The organism is Nostoc sp., assembly GCF_036917355.1.
GTDB lineage: Bacteria > Cyanobacteriota > Cyanobacteriia > Cyanobacteriales > Nostocaceae > Nostoc.
Genome location: NZ_JBALDP010000027.1, coordinates 1 through 18,894, shown reverse-complemented (window position 1 = coordinate 18,894; position 18,894 = coordinate 1). Strand labels below are relative to the sequence as shown.

Annotated in this window: 22 protein-coding genes and 1 pseudogene; 13 read left to right on the top strand and 10 right to left on the bottom strand. The window is 42.5% G+C overall.

The window, feature by feature from the left end:
- The first annotated feature begins 81 nt into the window (after positions 1-81).
- Entirely contained in the window at positions 82-783 is a 702-nt protein-coding gene (locus tag V7K53_RS08095; RefSeq protein ID WP_335197044.1) for a LapA family protein, read from the top strand.
- 19 nt (positions 784-802) lie between these two features.
- On the opposite strand, the gene V7K53_RS08090 is transcribed toward V7K53_RS08095, so the two are convergent.
- A complete protein-coding gene (locus tag V7K53_RS08090) occupies positions 803-997 on the bottom strand; it encodes a hypothetical protein (protein WP_289797223.1) in 195 nt (64 codons plus the stop codon).
- Here V7K53_RS08090 and V7K53_RS08085 point away from each other — a divergent pair.
- From V7K53_RS08085 to V7K53_RS08075, 3 genes are all read left to right on the top strand, one after another.
- Positions 996-1,151 (top strand): hypothetical protein, encoded by a 156-nt coding sequence (locus V7K53_RS08085; protein WP_335197043.1) that lies wholly within the window; start codon positions 996-998, stop codon positions 1,149-1,151. The two genes, V7K53_RS08090 and V7K53_RS08085, sit on opposite strands and share 2 nt — an antisense overlap.
- A gap of 641 nt (positions 1,152-1,792) precedes the next feature.
- Positions 1,793-2,338, top strand: coding sequence for a shikimate kinase (locus tag V7K53_RS08080; RefSeq protein ID WP_335197054.1), 546 nt, complete (start codon positions 1,793-1,795; stop codon positions 2,336-2,338).
- A 90-nt stretch (positions 2,339-2,428) separates the two neighbouring features.
- Entirely contained in the window at positions 2,429-2,764 is a 336-nt protein-coding gene (locus V7K53_RS08075) for a XisI protein (protein ID WP_335197042.1), read from the top strand.
- 102 nt (positions 2,765-2,866) lie between these two features.
- On the opposite strand, the pseudogene V7K53_RS08070 reads toward V7K53_RS08075, so the two are convergent.
- A pseudogene (locus V7K53_RS08070) lies at positions 2,867-3,205 on the bottom strand (Uma2 family endonuclease); the annotation flags it as partial.
- A gap of 58 nt (positions 3,206-3,263) precedes the next feature.
- Positions 3,264-3,446 carry a hypothetical protein gene (locus V7K53_RS08065; RefSeq protein ID WP_335197041.1) on the bottom strand — a complete coding sequence of 61 codons (183 nt, stop codon included), beginning with the start codon at positions 3,444-3,446 and terminating at the stop codon, positions 3,264-3,266.
- A gap of 233 nt (positions 3,447-3,679) precedes the next feature.
- On the opposite strand from V7K53_RS08065, the gene argB reads away from it, so the two are divergent.
- Complete coding sequence (gene argB / locus V7K53_RS08060; protein ID WP_335197040.1) at positions 3,680-4,576, top strand: acetylglutamate kinase; 897 nt, start codon at positions 3,680-3,682, stop codon at positions 4,574-4,576.
- 127 nt (positions 4,577-4,703) lie between these two features.
- On the opposite strand, the gene V7K53_RS08055 is transcribed toward argB, so the two are convergent.
- Entirely contained in the window at positions 4,704-5,102 is a 399-nt protein-coding gene (locus V7K53_RS08055; protein ID WP_335197039.1) for a hypothetical protein, read from the bottom strand.
- Between the two features lie 170 nt (positions 5,103-5,272).
- On the opposite strand from V7K53_RS08055, the gene V7K53_RS08050 reads away from it, so the two are divergent.
- The 3 genes from V7K53_RS08050 to pyrE all read left to right on the top strand — a co-directional run bounded on the left by V7K53_RS08050 (position 5,273) and on the right by pyrE (position 7,506).
- Positions 5,273-5,815, top strand: coding sequence for a tetratricopeptide repeat protein (locus V7K53_RS08050; RefSeq protein WP_335197038.1), 543 nt, complete (start codon positions 5,273-5,275; stop codon positions 5,813-5,815).
- Positions 5,816-5,987: 172 nt separating this feature from the next.
- The gene (locus V7K53_RS08045) at positions 5,988-6,890 is read left to right on the top strand and encodes a DUF3153 domain-containing protein (RefSeq protein WP_335197037.1); all 903 of its coding nucleotides are present in this window, start codon (positions 5,988-5,990) and stop codon (positions 6,888-6,890) included.
- A gap of 82 nt (positions 6,891-6,972) precedes the next feature.
- Positions 6,973-7,506 carry an orotate phosphoribosyltransferase gene (gene pyrE, locus V7K53_RS08040; protein ID WP_335197036.1) on the top strand — a complete coding sequence of 178 codons (534 nt, stop codon included), beginning with the start codon at positions 6,973-6,975 and terminating at the stop codon, positions 7,504-7,506.
- Positions 7,507-7,581: 75 nt separating this feature from the next.
- On the opposite strand, the gene V7K53_RS08035 is transcribed toward pyrE, so the two are convergent.
- Positions 7,582-7,935: a winged helix-turn-helix transcriptional regulator gene (locus V7K53_RS08035; protein ID WP_335197035.1), complete on the bottom strand. Its 354-nt coding sequence runs from the start codon at positions 7,933-7,935 to the stop codon at positions 7,582-7,584.
- A 149-nt stretch (positions 7,936-8,084) separates the two neighbouring features.
- Here V7K53_RS08035 and V7K53_RS08030 point away from each other — a divergent pair, with 149 nt between their 5' ends.
- Positions 8,085-8,702 (top strand): FMN-dependent NADH-azoreductase, encoded by a 618-nt coding sequence (locus tag V7K53_RS08030; RefSeq protein WP_335197034.1) that lies wholly within the window; start codon positions 8,085-8,087, stop codon positions 8,700-8,702.
- A gap of 55 nt (positions 8,703-8,757) precedes the next feature.
- Here V7K53_RS08030 and pdxH read toward each other — a convergent pair whose 3' ends face one another.
- Positions 8,758-9,402, bottom strand: coding sequence for a pyridoxamine 5'-phosphate oxidase (pdxH, locus tag V7K53_RS08025; RefSeq protein ID WP_335197033.1), 645 nt, complete (start codon positions 9,400-9,402; stop codon positions 8,758-8,760).
- Between the two features lie 127 nt (positions 9,403-9,529).
- Between pdxH and V7K53_RS08020 the strand changes: the two genes are divergently transcribed.
- The 3 genes from V7K53_RS08020 to V7K53_RS08010 all read left to right on the top strand — a co-directional run bounded on the left by V7K53_RS08020 (position 9,530) and on the right by V7K53_RS08010 (position 13,298).
- Entirely contained in the window at positions 9,530-10,615 is a 1,086-nt protein-coding gene (locus tag V7K53_RS08020) for an AI-2E family transporter (RefSeq protein WP_335197032.1), read from the top strand.
- A gap of 294 nt (positions 10,616-10,909) precedes the next feature.
- On the top strand, positions 10,910-11,740 hold the full coding sequence (locus V7K53_RS08015) for a ScpA family protein (protein ID WP_335197031.1): 831 nt from the start codon (positions 10,910-10,912) through the stop codon (positions 11,738-11,740).
- A gap of 388 nt (positions 11,741-12,128) precedes the next feature.
- On the top strand, positions 12,129-13,298 hold the full coding sequence (locus tag V7K53_RS08010) for an NDP-sugar synthase (RefSeq protein WP_335197030.1): 1,170 nt from the start codon (positions 12,129-12,131) through the stop codon (positions 13,296-13,298).
- 91 nt (positions 13,299-13,389) lie between these two features.
- Here V7K53_RS08010 and speA read toward each other — a convergent pair whose 3' ends face one another.
- Positions 13,390-15,405 carry a biosynthetic arginine decarboxylase gene (speA, locus tag V7K53_RS08005; RefSeq protein ID WP_335197029.1) on the bottom strand — a complete coding sequence of 672 codons (2,016 nt, stop codon included), beginning with the start codon at positions 15,403-15,405 and terminating at the stop codon, positions 13,390-13,392.
- A gap of 248 nt (positions 15,406-15,653) precedes the next feature.
- On the opposite strand from speA, the gene ndk reads away from it, so the two are divergent.
- Positions 15,654-16,103 (top strand): nucleoside-diphosphate kinase, encoded by a 450-nt coding sequence (ndk, locus tag V7K53_RS08000; RefSeq protein ID WP_289797237.1) that lies wholly within the window; start codon positions 15,654-15,656, stop codon positions 16,101-16,103.
- A gap of 99 nt (positions 16,104-16,202) precedes the next feature.
- Here ndk and V7K53_RS07995 read toward each other — a convergent pair whose 3' ends face one another.
- The 3 genes from V7K53_RS07995 to V7K53_RS07985 form a co-directional block, all read right to left on the bottom strand.
- Positions 16,203-16,925, bottom strand: coding sequence for a TerC family protein (locus tag V7K53_RS07995; RefSeq protein WP_335197028.1), 723 nt, complete (start codon positions 16,923-16,925; stop codon positions 16,203-16,205).
- A gap of 463 nt (positions 16,926-17,388) precedes the next feature.
- A complete protein-coding gene (locus V7K53_RS07990; RefSeq protein WP_335197027.1) occupies positions 17,389-17,688 on the bottom strand; it encodes a hypothetical protein in 300 nt (99 codons plus the stop codon).
- 730 nt (positions 17,689-18,418) lie between these two features.
- Positions 18,419-18,894, bottom strand: a 476-nt coding sequence (locus tag V7K53_RS07985) for a tetratricopeptide repeat protein (protein ID WP_335197026.1), incomplete at its 5' end; no start/stop codon positions are given.

Sequence of the window (18,894 nt, the reverse complement as noted above, 5' to 3'; positions counted from 1 at the left end):
CAGTAATTAGTGAAGAATAACCAGACTGATCGCTGACTATTGATAACTGACCACTGATAATTGACAACTGACAAAATTGCTATGGCTGTAATTCGCTTAATTCTATTGGTGGCAGTACTGGGAGGACTAACGCTGTTATTAGTCCAAAATTTCTCACCTGCCCTATCGTTAGTATTTTTGGGCGTGCGAACTCAACCATTACCACTAGCGATATGGATTTTGTTCAGTACTGCCACTGGTGCTTTCACATCGATATTGATTGCTACCTTATTTAATTTGTCCAATTATTTTGTGGCAGGACAACGCCAAACTCCTAACAGAGCAACCGCCCCTTCAACTCGCGCGAAGGCAACCCGAAGAGAAGAACCGAAATCTCGCCCTGCCAGTCCTCCACCACCAGCTAGTAAAAATGAAGAGCCTAGCAGTGAGGAATTTGATGATTGGGACACAAATAGCAGTAGAGATGATGATTGGAACTTTGATGAAAAGTCAGAGGAAGCGCCTATTCCTAATTCTCAAGCTCAACAACCTAGAGACTCAACAACTTACGAACGTCAATCAGAAGCCAAAAGCAGTTCTCGGTCTGGTTCAGTTTACTCCTACAGCTACCGCGAGCCAAAAAATACGGCTGCGGGAAAAACTGAATCAATTTACGATGCTGATTACCGAGTAATTATCCCCCCTTACCAGCCGCCAACTACCAATCAAGCAGATGATGATGATTGGGAATTTTTTGAAGATGATGATGATTTTGAAGATGATGGTAAACGCCCCCGTCGGTGAGATGTAGCAGGCGACATCTCTATTTAATGCCACACCGCTCTCTAGACTCCTGCTTGACCTTACCAGTCATGGCAGCTTCCTGCAAAGTCATGAAAGCATTAAAATCTTCCAAGTCATATCGGGTAGTCAACAGTTGTCGTAGTTGATCTTCAGCTTCAACTGTCAAATAACCAGTTGCTAAAGCTCTTTCTACAACGTCACGAATTCGAGTCATGGTTGACACCTCATTCATTCTATATTTATTCATTCAGGCTTATCGGGGTGGAATATGCAGTAGTCTTTGTGTCGAAACTTCAATTTCTTTGCAAGCTTTTTTGGGCGATCGCGGTAAATCAGTCATTATTTACACCTTTATTAGAAACATTTAATTGAGCGGGTCTTGTTATAACTGAACTTTTAGAATAACGACCCTGTGCTGTTAGAAACACAGTATTGTGTATACTTAAAATTAACCATCAGAGTAAAAACCCTGATTATTTAGATAGACAGATATTGGTTGGATAAAGTTTCAAACAAGCTACGTTAATTTTTTGGTTAAGTATAGCGATCGCTATGCAGCAATTACCTAGTTACTTCAGAAAAATCACTACATTTCTAAGAAATTCGTCGGTTATTACTGATAGTAATTTCACAGAATAATCCTTAATGTATTGCCTAAGTTACTTTAAATACATTAATAACAGTAATGATGGCAGTTAATTTCTTTTAAAGAGAAGATGGATTTAAAGGTTTTAAAAATAATTGAAAGTTAGAAAAGTTATAAGTAAATTTGAGATACATAAAGTGAAAAACTTTGATATCTGTTGAAAATAAATTTCTTGGAGGTTTATTTTGTTTTTGTATGCCTGCGGAAATTACTAATATCGGCATCAAGTCGTAGTAGTAAACTATGAGAGTTTGCGCGATATGTATAAAACTCCGTATTTTTAAGTCCTAGATTGAATCGTTGAGTTTATAATTTAAAACTGTGACTCAGCACTCAAAACTTATAATTGGAGCGAAGCAACTGGTGAGCAGCTTATTACAAGGAGTCAACCTGTACTTAATTGGTATTATGGGCGTTGGTAAGACGACAGTAGGGCGCTTACTAGCAAAAGAACTGGGTTATGGGTTTGTAGATACCGATGATGTCATTGCCCAAGCAACAGGTAAATCTATCAATCAGTTATTTTCCCAACAAGGTGAAGCAGGGTTTCGCCAGTTAGAAAGCGACGTACTTTCACAAGTTTGTGCTTTTACAAAGTTGACTATCGCAACCGGTGGGGGCATTGTATTGCGGCGAGAAAATTGGGGTTACTTGCACCACGGTTTGATAGTGTGGCTAGATACGCCAGTGGAGATAATTTATAGCCGTTTAGCCGAGGATAACACAAGACCACTGCTGCAAGATGCCGATCCTAAAGCTAAGTTGCGATCGCTCCTCGAACAACGAACACCACTTTACTCTCAAGCCGATTTACATATCACCGAGCGAGAGGGAGATACACCTGAAGACGTTGCAAAGCGAGTACTTGAGGGAATTCCTGGCATCCTGAAAAAAGCTGTTTCTCATTAATGGGGAATATTGATCTAACTGTGTCTGCAAAAGATGTTTTTCATGAATCAGTTTAATTGTTTACAATTCAGTAGATGAGGTGATTGTAGAGTGGATAAACTAGCAAAATACCAAGAATATGTTAAAACATTGTTGACGAAGTATACCAGTGATGATGTCTCGGATAACGATGTCGAAGTCCAACTGATTTTAGATACAGAACGCAATCATTATCAATGGATGAATGTTGGTTGGGAAGGATTTAATCGTATTTATCGATGCGTGATGCATTTTGATATTAAAGATGGCAAAATCTGGCTGCAACAGAATTTAACCGATCGCAATCCAGCCGATAAATTAGTGATGATGGGAGTACCACGAGAGGATATTGTCTTGGGTTTGCAAGCTCCTTACAAGCGTCAGTATACAGATTATGGCGTAGCGTAATGCGATCGCTCCTCGAACAACGAACATCGCTTTACTCTCAGCGAATACTTGAACAATTCCTAACGTTATCAAAACACAAGTTTCTCATTAAGAAGACTCAAATTACCAAATTTTGCCCATCTGTAGGATAAATCCTGGTAATTCTGGATTACCGATAACTGCTTCGGGATTTTCCAAAATTTCAACTTCTCGATTAGGACGGTAAATGTAGACTTTTCGATTCTGCCGATCGATTAACCAGCCTAGCGATGCACCGTTATCGATCTACTCCTGCATTTTCTCTTGTAATTTTATCAAGCGATGTCTACGACGGGCTACGCCTACGCTCAAGGAGCGTAACTCAATCACAAAGCTGGAACAAATTGGTGCAAATGAAGCTTTTTGTGCATATGTTAAGGCATTCCAGCGCTCCAGTTCAATCCAAGAAGCATCAGGGGAACGCATCCATTAACTCATCTTTTATTTCCCGACAACTCTAATATTAGTGTCAAGCAGGTATCTACCACTCATCTATATCTACCTGTTCGCAACCTTCTTCAATTGCTTCGCGCATCAACTGAATATCGTTTGGCGATATTTTACCTGCAAAATTTAATAATTCTTTACCTGGAATACCATGAATTTGCGAACCTATTAAAATTCGGGCAAACTCCAGCACTCGATATTGCAAGTCTTCAGGCATAACTTTTAATTCTTCAATTAGCTGATGGAGAATCGGTGTATCTATATTTCTCCTGATGATTTTCGATTTTGGTTGCTAGTCCTTCTTTTATAGATTTTCACATTTCTGAGACGAACTAAACAGCTATGGCTTATAAGTACAAACATACTCAACTTTGGTAGCAGAGATTGTGAGGAGTTACAAAGTCTTCTACACTGACTGCATAGGTTTTAACTCTCTCTGTTAGGCTCCTCATGACGGACAACGATTCTGAATACATCAGGCAAGCTGAAGCCACTCGTGTGCGTGTACTAAGCGAAGCACTACCTTATATTCAACAATTCGCCGGTCGTACTGTTGTTGTCAAATATGGCGGCGCAGCGATGAAAGATAGCACACTCAAAGACAAAGTTATCCGCGACATTGTATTCTTGTCCTGCGTGGGCTTGCGTCCGATTGTAGTACACGGTGGTGGCCCAGAAATTAACAGTTGGTTAGATAAGCTGGGCATCGAACCACAATTTAAGAATGGTCTGCGAGTCACTGATGCCGCTACAATGGATGTTGTGGAAATGGTTTTAGTTGGTCGAGTTAATAAAGAAATTGTCTCCCTGATTAACCAAGCTGGTGGATTGGCTGTCGGACTTTGCGGTAAAGACGGTAATCTATTTACAGCCCGTTCCCAAGGTCAAGAAGGCATCGGTTTTGTGGGGGAAGTCAGCAATGTGAATATCAAGATTTTGGACACCCTCGCTAGCAATGGCTATATTCCGGTAGTATCTAGCGTCGCCGCAGACGAGACAGGGCAAGCTTATAATATTAACGCTGATACTGTAGCTGGAGAAATTGCCGCAGCATTAGGAGCAGAAAAGTTAATTTTACTGACCGACACTAGTGGAATTTTAAAAGATTATAAAGACCAATCTACTTTGATTCCGAAAGTAGATATTCGCGAAGCCCGCGAGTTGATTGCTAATGGTATAGTCAGCGGTGGGATGATTCCCAAAGTAAGTTGTTGTGTGCGATCGCTTGCTCAAGGAGTTCGTGCAGCACACATCATTGATGGTCGCATTCCCCACGCCCTATTACTAGAAATCTTTACTGATGTTGGGATTGGGACAATGATTCTCGGTTCGCAATTTACGTCGTAGAGGCAGAGGAGGCTGGGAAAATAATTTGTAACTGTAATTTTGGGTAAATTAAACCTCGTTTTTTACTTGTGGACGAGTCTTTGATGTTCACCTCCCCTGCCCCTCTGCTCCCCTGCCCCTCTGCTTGCTAACGGGGATAGGTAATAATAACCCGCGATCGCCCGCCGCTAAATGGTGTACGACGCCATGAATTATTGATAATCACCGGATTAACTAGGGTTGAGTCTCGAATTATGGGATTGATCGGGGTGGAGTTTCTAATATTTTGCCTGAATTGGGGATAGGAATAATCACGGTAATGATTGCGTTGTATCATTAGTCCCGTTGTTGGGTCTACAGGCATAGGCATGGGAATCGGACTACCATAAATAAAGGAACCCACAGAAGGCGACGATCGCCTGACTCCATAACCACCATCAATCCCGAACGAGCGCTGGGCGGAAGCTGGAGCAATGCTTACACCCATCACTGCTAAAGTCATACCTGCCAAGAGCCAATTCAGTTGCGAATGCTTGATTTTCAACATAATTTTGCTCACCTGCATTTGATACCGGAATTTTTAATCAGAAAATAGTCGCAGCTACTTACTTAAAATTTTAGAAGTTTATCCACTTTCAGATTGCCAGCTTTTGAAAAGATTCCAAAAAGATTGCTGGCATTGGCAAAATGAAAATAGTGCTAATTTTTGTATAAGACGTGAGTACAGAAAGTTTAGAAATTGCTAAAACCCGCTATCAGGCTGGGAAAGTTGCCTTTGAGAATGGGCAATACCGTGAAGCCGTAGAAAATTTAGAAAAGGCCAGCGCTCTGTTAGCTCGTAATTCTCGTCTTGGGGGCGAAGTAGAAATTCATCTAGTTACAGCTTATGAAGCGGCTGGACGCACGGATGATGCGATCGCTCTTTGCGAAAGACTCAAACGCCACGCCCATTTTGAAATTAGCAAACAAGCGCGGCAGATGCTTTATATCTTAAAAGCACCAAAGCTGAAAAGACCCAGCGAATGGATGACCGAAATCCCAGATTTGGGTTCATTAGCCGATAATGAACTCAAAATTTCTGTACCTGCTAAGTCTCCAAAATCTTCTGTCCAGCAAAAGCCAAAACCTGCCGAGCCAGAATTTGTTGACCTCAGTCAGGTCAATACCAGAGATAATCGCTTTATCTGGGTGGCACTAATCGCCATTGGTTTAACCATCTCGTACTTGGTTTGGTTGAATTTTTCAGGAACTCCTGGCTGATAACAATTTTGGATTGGGGACTGGGAAGATTTGAATGAAGATTCAGATCCAAGTCTTACTCATATTTTCTTACCCAGTCCCAGAGAAATCAAAATGGTATTTCAGGAGTCTCAAACAATACTAAGAAGTCAAGATTGGTTAAAAAGTTTGACTTTTGGGGAGATTTATAGTTATGAATTCTTCAATTTTCGGAAAGATTTTCTTGGGGTTAGTCAGACCATTTAGTTTTGTGTTGGCAAAGATGAAATTGCTCTCACCAGTGAATGGTCGAAAGCGAATGAATCGGGTCTTTCCCATGCGAAATCCTATTCTGTGGCTCGTGCTGTTAACATCTCTACTACTTACTGGCTGTGTGAAGTACGATGTCGGGCTTAATTTTGACAACTCAAATAGTGGCGAACTAGTACAGCATATTAAGTTGGGAGAACGGCTAACGAGTTTTAGCGGCGATTCGGTGTACGAATGGTTAAATAGCATAGAACGCCGCGCCCGTCAACTTGAGGGTAAAGCACAGCGAGTTTCCCAAGAAGAAATTATCGTCACAATTCCTTTTAGCAGTGGTACGGAATTGCAAGAGAAGTTCAACGAATTTTTTAACTCCCGTGCGAATCAAGCCTCTGAGTCTGTGCAGAGCGAATCTGACTCAGAACTGCCGAAAATTGAATCAAACGTCCTCTTGGAGCAGAATAATTTTTTACTTTTAGTCCGAAATCGGTTAATTTATGATTTGGATTTGCGATCGCTCTCTCTAATTGCCAGCAAAGGTAATGTTCTGGCGAATGCTGGTTCAATTCTCGATTTGGAATTTAGTTTAAAGACTCCTTGGGGAGCCAAAAATATTCAACTAACTGAAACTGCAATTGAGCCAGAAAAAAATGGCAATCAACTAGTGTGGAAACTTCAGCCTGGTGAGCTAAATCACATAGAAGCTGTTTTTTGGCTTCCTAGCCCTCTTGGAATTGGTGGGTTGTTAATTATCCTGTTTGTTTCGGGAGGATTGTACTTGAGATACAATTTTATGCCAGATCCTAGAGTTCAGTTTCCTCCCAAAGCAGCAGCAATCCAGGAACAGTAGACTATTCATTTGTTGAATATTACTAGCGAAGCCGATGCATTTTCCATCGGCTTTTCTACCTTTTCCCCAGCTTTTTGTAAAAATGAGTCATAGCGAATTAGCCAAAGAAATTGTTCGTGTTTCCTATTTGAAAGGCGAGTTTCGGTTACGTTCTGGTCAGATATCTGACCATTACTTTGATAAATATCAGTTTGAATCTAATCCTTTGTTACTGAAGCAGTTAGCTAAAGAAATGGTAAAAAAGATTCCACTAGACACGGAAATTTTAGCCGGACTGGAATTAGGAGGAGTTCCTTTAGCAACAGCAATTTCATTAGAAGTTGAATTACCAGTTGTCTTTGTTAGGAAGACAAAAAAAGAATACGGTACTGAGAAGCTAGCAGAAGGAATTGATATCCAAGGGAAAAAATTGTGTATCATTGAAGACGTGATTACAACAGGTGGTCAGGTTGTAAAAAGTACCGAAGCGTTGCGTAATGAGGGAGCGATCGTGGACTTCGTACTGTGCGTAATCTGGCGCGGAAGTACACAAGACAATAGCCTCGAAAAAGCTGGTATTCAAAAACTTCCTCTATTTGGTATGGAGGATCTTTCGGTGTGGATGGAACTGTCTTGAAGCCCACAATCAAAATATCTTGGACAATAACCCTAAAAATACTTAGGTTTGAGATAAAACTTGTGTAATTTAAGCTTAAACATTACTATTGCTATGTTCTCGTTGTTCGCTGCCATACCAACGTTCAGCAAGTCCATTGAGTTGATGAAGGATTTCAATGAGTTCCTGTCCGCGTTCTGTAAGACCGTAAGTGACTTGGGGTGGGATAGTTGGTTCATACTGGCGATAAATAATTTCTGCTGCCTCAAGCATCCTCAGTCTTTCTGTCAGCACTTTGGTTGATATGCCTTCTACTTGGCGCTTCAATGCACCAAAGCGAGTAGACCCGCGATTACACAACACCCATAGTATGTACATTGTCCAGGGCCCTGATAATAAGGACATCAAAATACTTATTGGGCAAGCATCAGGATTTTTAGAAGCAGACATCGATAAGTTAGCCAAAATTATCCAATAGTTACTTTATGGTAACTACTTTACTTTAGTAACTAGTTACTTTTAGTATCTGATGTAATGCTTTGAAATAAAGACTCAAAGAAAAGTAAAAGCAGTAAATCTAGTTAATCAGGAGATATTTGGTGATAAACATTCTACATATTGATTCCAGCCCCCGTGGTGAACGATCGCACTCTAGAGAATTATCTAAGGAATTTGTCAGTGCTTGGAAGGCAGCGCATCCTGAAGATGCGATCGCCTATCGAGATATAGGGCGTCACCCAGTTCCTCACGTTGATGAAGCTTGGATTGCGGCTGCATTTTCACCACCAGAAACCCATACCCCAGAATTAACTGAGGCACTTAGGATTTCTGACGAGTTAGTAGATGAGTTTTTGGCAGCCGATCGCTACGTCTTTGGAGTGCCAATGTACAACTTCAATATACCTTCCACTTTTAAGGCTTACATCGACCAAATTGTTCGCATTAACCGGACTGTTGCAATAGAAGCTCAAGGTTTTAAAGGGTTAGTCCAAGGCAAAAAAGCGGTTATTATTACTGCTCGCGGCGGTGACTTTAGCCCGACATCTCCTTTCGTTGCCTATGACTTCCAAGAACCCTACCTACGGGCAATTTTCGGCTTTATTGGGCTTACAGACATTCAATTTATTAACGCTAATAGCCTGAATGAAGGTGATGCCCGTACCCAATCTCTATCAGAAGCAAGGCAAGCAATTCAAGATGCGATCGCCCAGTGGTAACAAGGGCAGAGGAGAAAAACTTACTGCAATTTCTCCCCTGCCCCCTCCCCCCTCTTCAGGGTGACAATCGCTCAATTTTCCAAGTGCTATTATCTAAACGGCTATAGAGTAAGCGATCGTGCAGACGGCTAGGGCGTCCTTGCCAAAACTCAATTTCTGTAGGGATCACTCGTAAACCTCCCCAATGAGGCGGTCGAGGAATCTCCTGATTATCATATTTGCTCTGAAATTCCTGCACGCGTCGCTCAAGAACTTCTCGGCTTTCTATCACCTCGCTTTGATTAGATACCCACGCACCCAAGCGACTTTTGGCAGGGCGACTTTCAAAATACTGGTCAGATTCAGTTTCGGAAACTTTCTCCACATACCCCGAAATTCGGACTTGACGTTCCAGTTCTGCCCACCAAAAGACTAAAGCCGCCTGGGGATTTTCAGCCAGTTGTTGTGCTTTGTGGCTGTTGTAGTTTGTGAAGAAGGCAAAGCCCCGTTCATCAAAATCCTTGAGCAGCACCATTCTGGCTGAGGGCTTACCGTCTGGTGTGGCTGTGGCAATAGTCATGGCATTGGGTTCGGGGAGTTGTGCTGCTAGAGCCTGATCGAACCATTTTTTAAATTGGATAAAAGGATTGAGTTCTACTTCGAGTTCGCTTAAACCTTCCAAGGTGTAGTCTTTGCGAAGGTCAGCTACCGTTTTGTCCATTGTGATTTGTTTCCTTGCTATCAGATACGCTTATATATATCTTTGTCAAAAATATCTATGATGATAATCAGTGCCATCAAGAATTTTACAAATTCTCTGAATAAATATCTAAAATAGGTTGCGTCAGATGCGCCGTTCAGCCTCCCTTCAACGCTTGTTAATTTATGGTCTGAGCGGTCCGATTATCGCTCTCAATGTCTGGCTGCTGTCTGTGCTTTTTCGCTATTTCCAGCATCCTATTACCGTCTTGCTCATTGCAGCGATTCTGGCTTTTCTCCTAAATTACCCGGTTAAGTTCTTTGAACGTGCCCAGATCACCCGCACTCAGGCGGTGATCGTAGTTTTACTGGCAACATTAACCCTGCTTGGGATTTTGGGCGTCACCCTAGTACCGTTGATCGTTGACCAAACAATCCAACTGTTAAATAAGATCCCTGATTGGTTAGCAGCCAGTCAAACAAACCTAAAACAATTTGAGATGCTGGCAGAGAAACGACATTTGCGAATTGATTTGAGTGTTGTGAGTAGTCAAATCAATGCCAACATTCAGAATTTAGTGCAACAGCTAGCTTCTGGTGCAGTGGGATTTGCTGGAACACTGCTGTCAGGATTACTTGACGTAGTGTTAGTCATTGTGCTTGCATTTTATATGCTTTTATATGGCGATCGCGTCTGGTATGGTTTGATCAATCTTTTGCCCTCTAACATTGGAGATCCTCTCACCGCATCCTTGCGCTTAAACTTCCAGAACTTCTTTCTCAGCCAGTTGTTACTAGGATTGTTCATGGTGCTAACCCTGACACCAATTTTCTTAGTGATGAAGGTGCCCTTTGCTCTGTTATTTGCCATATTAATCGGTATCTCAGAACTCATTCCCTTTATTGGGGCATCTCTGGGTATTGGTCTGGTGACAATTTTAGTACTACTGCAAAATTGGTGGTTGGCAGTTCAAGTTGCGATCGCAGCAATTCTCATGCAGCAGCTTAAAGATAACTTGTTGGCTCCCAGGTTACTCGGCAATTTTATCGGACTGAATCCCATCTGGATTTTTGTGGCTATTTTGATGGGATTTGAGATTGCTGGGTTGTTGGGGACACTTGTTGCTGTTCCCATTGCTGGTACGATTAAAGGCACTTTCGATGCTATTAAGAGCGGTAAGCCGAGTGATTTTGTCTCAACTGTCACTATTGGTCGCGATCCGCCTCCTGATTAAGGTAGCAGAAGGACAGGGGAGACAAGGGGACAAGGGGGAATTCTTGAACAAGTCTTTCCCCTTGTCCCTAATTCTCCTTGTCCCCGCCCAATGCCTAACTCAAAAGTTGCACAATCCAATATCACAATTCACAATGGTGATCGATTACAAATTTTAGAGGATACTGCTAGCAGGCAATTTCTGAATAAAAGAAGCGCAAGCGAATGTATACAATACACGTTTTGCCAATAGTCAATTAGTTTAGTGTTGAATTTACAGTCTTTTGATTCTCATTAATTAACTTAGAACCTGTTGATGGAAGCTTCCGAGCTGTTAGAAACAATCACATTTTTGATTTACCAAGCCGAGCAGGGTGAAATTGATCCTTGGGATGTCCAAGTGATTGAGGTGATTGACCGCTATTTAGAACTGATGGCACCAGGGGCAATAACAAGAGGCTATGAAGCGGACTTGTCTCAATCTGGACAGGCATTTTTATCAGCATCAATGTTGGTATTATTCAAAGCCAATACCTTAATGCAATTGTCAACAGTCGGAGATGGACAAGATGGTATAGAAGATGATGCCCTCTTAGAAGGTGAAGACGGTGTATTACATCAGGGTCATCGTCTACCATTAGAACGGCAATTGCGTCGTCGTCCAGCGGCAATGCCGCCACCAAAGCGTCGGGTGACTCTGCAAGAGTTAATCGAGCAATTGCAGATTATGGCGAACCAACTAAAGCTAGTAGAAAAAGTCAGCAAACCTATCCGTCCCAGGCGTCAACCTAGCGTCCAAAGTATGCGGGAGGCGCTGGAGCTAGCTCACCAGGAAAATCTGACAGAAGTCGCTGGAGAACTGGAGCAGGTGTTGGAATTGTCGGCAAGAGAGCTAAGTTTAGAACACAATTGGGTGAATTTAGAACAACTTGTAGAATTGTGGACTAAGACAAAGCTTTTCAAGCAAAATGGGTCTGGACATGAGTCTGAATACAGTAATCTAGTTAGCGTTTTCTGGGCATTACTATTACTCTCGGCTCAATCGAAAGTAGAGCTATGTCAAGAGGATTTTTATCATGAAATTAAAATTCGCTTAATTAGAGATTCAGCTCATATCGGCAAGCCTTTTGAGAATCCGATGAACTAAGTCCATGAAGAGTGCTGTTAGCGGAAGCGGGGCGTTTAGCCCATGCTGAGTTGAAAGGAGTCGAAGTGAAGCAGGAAGCAAAGTGAGTCCTTGGCATCAAGATTTCAGGCTTCCTTGTGAGAAAAATAGGAATTTATTTTATGGGATTTTCCTCCTGGCTCAAGCATAGCTGCTGCCTACATTGTCATAGATTTTTGATTCAGCCCCAAAATCCGAGTAAATTGAAAAGATAAGCGATCGCTTGTCATCTAAGTATATCGATGGTTGTAATAACCACTAAATTCCTGTTATCCCTATTTTGGGGGATGACTTAGAGAAGAAATAAAAACTGATGATTAAGTATCACTCGATGAAAGTAAACTGGCTTGTGGTTGAGGGATAAATTTTTATGAAAGCGATGATTCTCGCGGCTGGCAAGGGTACTCGCGTGCGTCCGATTACCTATACAATTCCCAAACCAATGATTCCCATCCTGCAAAAGCCAGTGATGGAGTTCTTGCTGGAACTGTTACGCCAACATGGATTTGACCAAATTATGGTCAATGTTAGTCATTTGGCTGAGGAAATAGAAAACTATTTCCGTGATGGTCAGCGATTTGGGGTGCAGATTGCCTATTCCTTTGAAGGAAAAATTGATGACGACGGTAAACTGGAGGGGGAAGCAATCGGTTCTGCTGGAGGAATGCGGCGTATCCAAGACTTCTCACCCTTTTTTGATGATACCTTTGTGGTTTTGTGCGGTGATGCTTTGATTGATTTAGATTTAACTGCGGCGGTTAAATGGCATAGAGCTAAAGGCTCGATCGCTACCATTATCACTAAATCTGTCCCCAAGGAAGAAGTTTCTAGCTATGGTGTGGTTGTGACTGACGAAGATGGTCGTGTCAAAGCTTTCCAAGAAAAACCTTCAACTGAAGAAGCCCTCAGCACCAACATCAACACAGGTATTTATATCTTTGAGCCAGAGGTTTTTAACTATATTCCCTCTGATGTTGAATATGACATTGGTAGCCAATTGTTTCCCAAGTTGGTAGAAATCAAAGCCCCCTTTTACGCCATTCCTATGGACTTTGAATGGGTAGATATTGGTAAAGTCCCAGACTATTGGCGGGCGATTCGCGGCGTGCTGCTGGGTGAAATCAAAAATGTCCAAATTCCTGGTCATGAAGTCGCCCCCGGCATCTACACGGGCTTAAATGTCGCTGTCAATTGGGACAAGGTGGATATTACAGGCCCCGTTTACATTGGCGGGATGACGAGAATCGAAGACGGAGCTAAAATTGTCGGGCCAGCAATGATTGGCCCCAATTGTTGGATTTGTAGTGGCGCAACAGTAGAAAACAGCGTGATTTTTGAATGGTCGCGCCTGGGTCCTGGAGTCCGGTTAGTCGATAAGCTGGTATTTGGACGTTATTGCGTAGATAAAACTGGCGCTGCGATCGATGTTCAAGCTGCTGCTTTAGACTGGCTGATTACCGATGCTCGTCAGACACCACCATCACATACCCCTGTTGAGCGACAAGCGATAGAGGAATTGTTGGGGACGAACGTAAATTAAAGTTAGGAGTTAGGAGTTAGGAGTTATTATTTTGTGTTTCACTCTTTACTTCTAACTCTTAACTTTATTCCTAACTCTTCACTCTTAACTCCTAACTATTTAAGTACGTATATCTTCTAAGACTCTGCTCGTAGGTTTGCAGTAGTCGTTGAGATTCTGCTAGGGTGATGCGATTTTCTTCTAATGCTTTCTCGCAGCGCTGGCGAATGTTTTCCACCATATCTTCGGAGTCATACTGAACGTAGCTTACTACTTCGCTCATGGTGTCACCTTTGACAACGTGTTCAATTTGGTAGCCTTTGGGGGTTAATTGGATGTGAACGGCGTTGGTGTCGCCAAACAGGTTGTGCAAATTGCCCATGATTTCTTGGTAAGCTCCATTCAAGAACATTCCCAAATAATAGGGTTCTCCGGGCTTATGGGTGTGTAGTTCTAAAACCGACTTGACATCACGCAGGTCAATAAAGCGGTCGATTTTGCCATCACTGTCGCAGGTGAGGTCTGCCAAAATTCCTCGCCGCGTTGGTTCTTGATCTAAGCGGTGGATTGGCATAATCGGAAATAGTTGATCGATCGCCCAACAATCTGGTGCCGATTGGAACACTGACATATTCACGTAGTAGATAGAAGCCATGATTTTTTCTAGGTCTTCCAGTTCATCGGGTACGTATTCTTGCTGTCTAGTGATGGTAAGAATTTTTTGGCAACAAGCCCAGTAGAGGCGTTCGGCTTTGGCTCGTTCTCTGAGGCGTAAAATTCCTAAGTTGAAGCGGCTGATGGCTTCTTCTTTGAATTGTGCAGCGTCGTGGTAGAACTCTTGATAATTCTCTTTGTTGATGGATTGGTAAGTTTCCCAAAGATAATTAATAATCGGGGATTCTCCCTCTTGTGGAGGTTCTGGGTTGTCGAGAGGGACATCGCTAGTACTGAGAACGTCGAAAATCAGCACCGACTGATGGGAAGCGATCGCTCGTCCACTTTCACTAATCAGTGTTGGTACGGGAATTTGCCGCTCTGCACAGGTATCTTTTAACTCTGCCACGATGTCGTTGGCATAGTTCTGCATATTGTAATTTTTTGATGCATAGAAGTTGGTTTGTGAGCCATCGTAATCTACGCCCAAGCCGCCACCAACATCAAGATATTTCATATCTGCTCCCAGCATTGCCAATTCTACATAAATGCGGCTGGCTTCTTGGATAGCATCTTTAATGACATTAATGGCAGAGATTTGTGAGCCGATGTGGAAGTGCATCAACTGCAAAGAATCGAGCAGGTTAGCTTCCCGTAACTTGTCAACAGCCTCGATTACTTCAGGCATTGTCAAACCAAATTTAGCGCGATCGCCACTAGAGGCTCCCCAACGTCCCATGCCTTGGGTACTGAGTTTAGCACGAACACCTAATATCGGTTTAATACCTAATTGGCGATTGGCATCAATTACCAAATCAACTTCTTCAATCTGTTCTAAGACGATAATTGGTGTTTGCCCTAGTCTTTGGGCTAACATCGCTGTTTCGATGTATTCTCGGTCTTTGTAACCGTTGCAAACTAACAATGCTCCTGGTGTATCCAAAACAGCTAGAGCAATCATTAATTCTGGCTTGGAACCGGCTTCTAAACCAAATTGATGGGGTTTGCCAAATTTCACTAAATCCTCAATCAAATGCCGTTCTTGATTGCATTTGACGGGAAACACGCCACGGTAGACACCAGGGTAATTATAGCGAGCGATTGCTTTGGCAAAACAAGCATTCAACCGCTCAATTCGGTCTTCTAAAATATCAGAAAAGCGAATCAACATGGGAAGTCCCAAGTTGCGCTGTTTCATGGAGTTGACCAATTCAAACAAGTCTAGAGAACCCCCGCGATCGCCCTTGGGTGACACGGTAACGTGACCAGCAGCGCTAATGGAAAAATAAGGTTGTCCCCATCCTTCAATACGGTACAAGGCTTCGCTATCCTCAATTTTCCAGGAGCGAGGTAAATCTCCTGTGGTAGGACTCGGTGGTAACAGTTTTTTGTGCTTATGATTTTTCACTTCTTTTTGTCCATTGGACGGTACTTGTACCACCTCGTCAGATGTAGCAGTTGACTCAACACCCATTTCTTCCTAACCTCTGTTTTTCACCCACGAGTTAACAATTTAGCGCATTCATCTAGGAACGTATATGCACCTAAAGATAATTTCTGAGATAAACTCTGATTGGTCAAGAGTCGTATGTCATTAGTCATTAGTCATTGGTCATTGGTCATTAGTGGAAAACCCTTGGATTCAAGACAGAGGACGATAAAGGACAAAGGACAAATGACAATTGACTAGATAAAAACTTTATTAAGCTTTGGGAGATCGCAATGGAGCGTACATTTTTAGCAATTAAACCTGATGGAGTCCAACGGGGATTAGTGGGGGAAATTATCCGCCGCTTTGAAACCAAGGGTTTTACTCTAGTTGGTTTAAAGTTACTGAAAGTCAGCCGGGAATTAGCTGAACAACACTATGGTGTTCATCGAGAACGTCCCTTTTTTGGTGGTCTAGTGGAATTTATCACTTCTAGCCCAGTGGTAGCGATGGTATGGGAAGGTGATGGTGTTATTGCATCTGCCAGAAAGATTATTGGGGCTACAAACCCTTTAACAGCAGAGCCGGGAACGATTCGCGGCGATTTTGGACTGAATATTGGTCGCAACTTAATCCACGGTTCTGATGCTCCAGAAACCGCGCAACAGGAAATTGCCCTGTGGTTTAAGGATGAAGAATTGGTCAGTTGGCAACCACACTTAACGCCTTGGTTGCACGAGTAAGGGGGAGTTAGGAGTTAAAAGTTAGGAGTTAAAAGTTAGGAGTTAAAAGTTAGGAGTTAAAAGTTAGGAGTTAAAAATTTCTAACTCCTCACTCCTAACTTATTTAGAGACTTCGCTCTTTTCCGGTTCTATTTGGGGTGATTCAGTACCAACGCGCTTGGAGAATCCCCAGCCTAAAATCAGGAATATGGCAGCAATCATGATCCATTCTGGTGGAACTAAACTATCGTTGAGTACTTTCAACAACAAGCGTAAACCCACCAAGGCGACAGTTACATAGCCTGCATCCTCTAGGTTTTCGTATTCGTCTAGCCAACGAATGAACAATCCTGCCATGAATCGCAACGTAATAATACCAATTGTTGCACCCGTTAGCACTAGCCATTTTTCTTGAGAAACTGCGATCGCAGTTGTCACGCTATCTAAAGAAAATGCCAAATCTGTAAATGCAATCACGGGTATGGCTTGCAACAACGAAGTAAAACGCGGCCCGTGATGGTGTTCGTCCTTAGATTCTTCCGAGGTAAAGTGTTGGAATACTAACCAAAGCAGATAAGCAGCGCCCAATAATTCAAATTGCCAGAATTGTTGTACCCAAGTGGCAGTGAGAATCAGGGAGATTCGTAGCACATAGGCAACGACTAAACCAAAGTTCAAAGCTTTACGCTCAAGTTCTTTGTCTTCCAGCCCCCTAGCGATCGCAGCCAGGGCGATCGCATTATCGGCAGATAACAGCGCCTCTAAAAGCACCAGGATCAGCAGAACTATCGGGGCTTCAACGCTGAAATGAAAGTCGAGGTAATCAAAAATTCGGTCTAGCATTCCGGGTTTCTCAAGCAGAAAAAATTAAAATTTGACAAGAACAGAGATTTTCATATTAAAAAGCGCAATAAATTGCCACTCTAATTCAGCTTAACGTGGTTATGGTGCATTTTGAATAGGGTTAAATGTATGCGATCGCAGTGCAAGTGGGGTAATTTGCGTATAAGTCAATACACCCAAAGTTTTAACATCTAGTTTAGTGCGATCGCAATGGACATCTGAAAAACCTCTCTCTAAATCTCTCTCCTTTTAGGAGAGACTTTGAATTTTCCCCCTTCCCGACACGGGAAGGGGGTTAGGGGGTTAGGTTTTGGTGGACTTTTCGACATAACGTGAAAAGTCAGGCGCTATTTTCTGATTAAAATCACTGCTTTTTGGGTTTAGCAATGTGCTAAACCCCTACGACAGAAGAAGTTCAAGTAGGTGCGTTGCGCTGCACGACAACGCACCATCTTGATATATCCTATTGCATTAAAATCTGACGGATTAAAATACTCATTACCTCGCCTGGGTTGGCGGTTGGTAGTAGCGGACTCCAATCGCCGATGCTGGCGTAGCCAATCACTTGCAGATAGTGAATTGTGCTAGTAACTGCTTTTGGAGAACCTATTAATAGATGTTTAATCGGTTCTCTTTTCGGTAATTGATTTTCAGAAGGTTGATTAAGGATGGGTGTATTTAAGTTTTCGCCATCTAAGTACTGTTGTAATTCTAATTGGGCGAACTTCTGATTTTTTACAAACTTTTGTACTTGTGCCATCATTGTAATTGTCTCCCAGAATGGGGGTTTACAGAAAGGCGATCGCAGATTCTTGGCAGAGGGCGATCGCCTTTCTTATTTTTATATTACAGTATAATTTTATACTTGTAAATGCTTGAATCAAAAATAAATTAACAGTTCAAAGTATTTATTTGTAGCTACAATTATTTTTTTGCCGCCGTTATTTGGCATCTAGAATTAGCTTATGAAAACAAAAATATCGTCATAATTAATTACACAATGTCATTGCGAATGCAGCGAAGCGAAATGAAGCAATCGCAAGGGCTGGGATTGCTTCTCTTCTCTACGAGACGCTCCGCAAACGCTTCGTTCGCAATGACTGTAATTAATTTTGCGTAGTTACTTATTGAATTCGGGGAGTTGTTTATTGAATTCGGGGTGTCGTTTATTGAATTCGGGGAGTTGTTTATTGAATTCGGGGTGTCGTTTATTGAATTCGGGGTGTCGTTTATTGAATTCGGGGTGTCGTTTATTGAATTCGGGGAGTCGTTTATTATTTTTGTTCAATTTTAATTTGAGGAGGATAAAACCGAAACACAAAAAGACTTTTCCCCCAGTCCCCAGCGATGCACTGAGTTTCGACACAACGACTGCGCTCAGTGCATCGGTGCGCGGAAATCGAGCGAAGTCGAGATTCAACTACTGCTTGTCGTTCGCGCAGCGTCTCGTAGAGAAGTGTCCCCAGTTCCTTGCTATAATCACAACTTTCGCTTCACTGAAATAACCCTAAAAGCTTCTCCCACCAGTAATTATTAGCATTATTCTTAATTTTACGGTTAGCACTCTTTTGAGCTTGAAGATTTTCTAGATTTTGCCGAACAGTAACCGTATAGGGATGATTTACCCCAAACACTTGCTGACGAATTTCTAAAGCTTGCAGATACAGGGGTTCGGCTTGGTCGTAGCGTCCTTGAGAATCGTAGAGTCCTGCCAGGTTGTTCAGGCTGGTGGCGACATCGGGATGTGCATCTCCCAGCAGGCGTTTTCTCAGTTCTAAAGATTGCAGAAACAGGGGTTCGGCTTGGTCGTAGCGTCCTTGAGAATCGTAGAGTCTTGCCAGGTTGTTCAGGCTGCTGGCAACAGAGGGATGTGTATCTCCGAGCAGGCGTTTATAAAGTTCTAAAGATTGCAGAAACAGGGGTTCGGCTTGGTCGTAGCGTCCTTGAGAATCGTAGAGTCTTGCCAGGT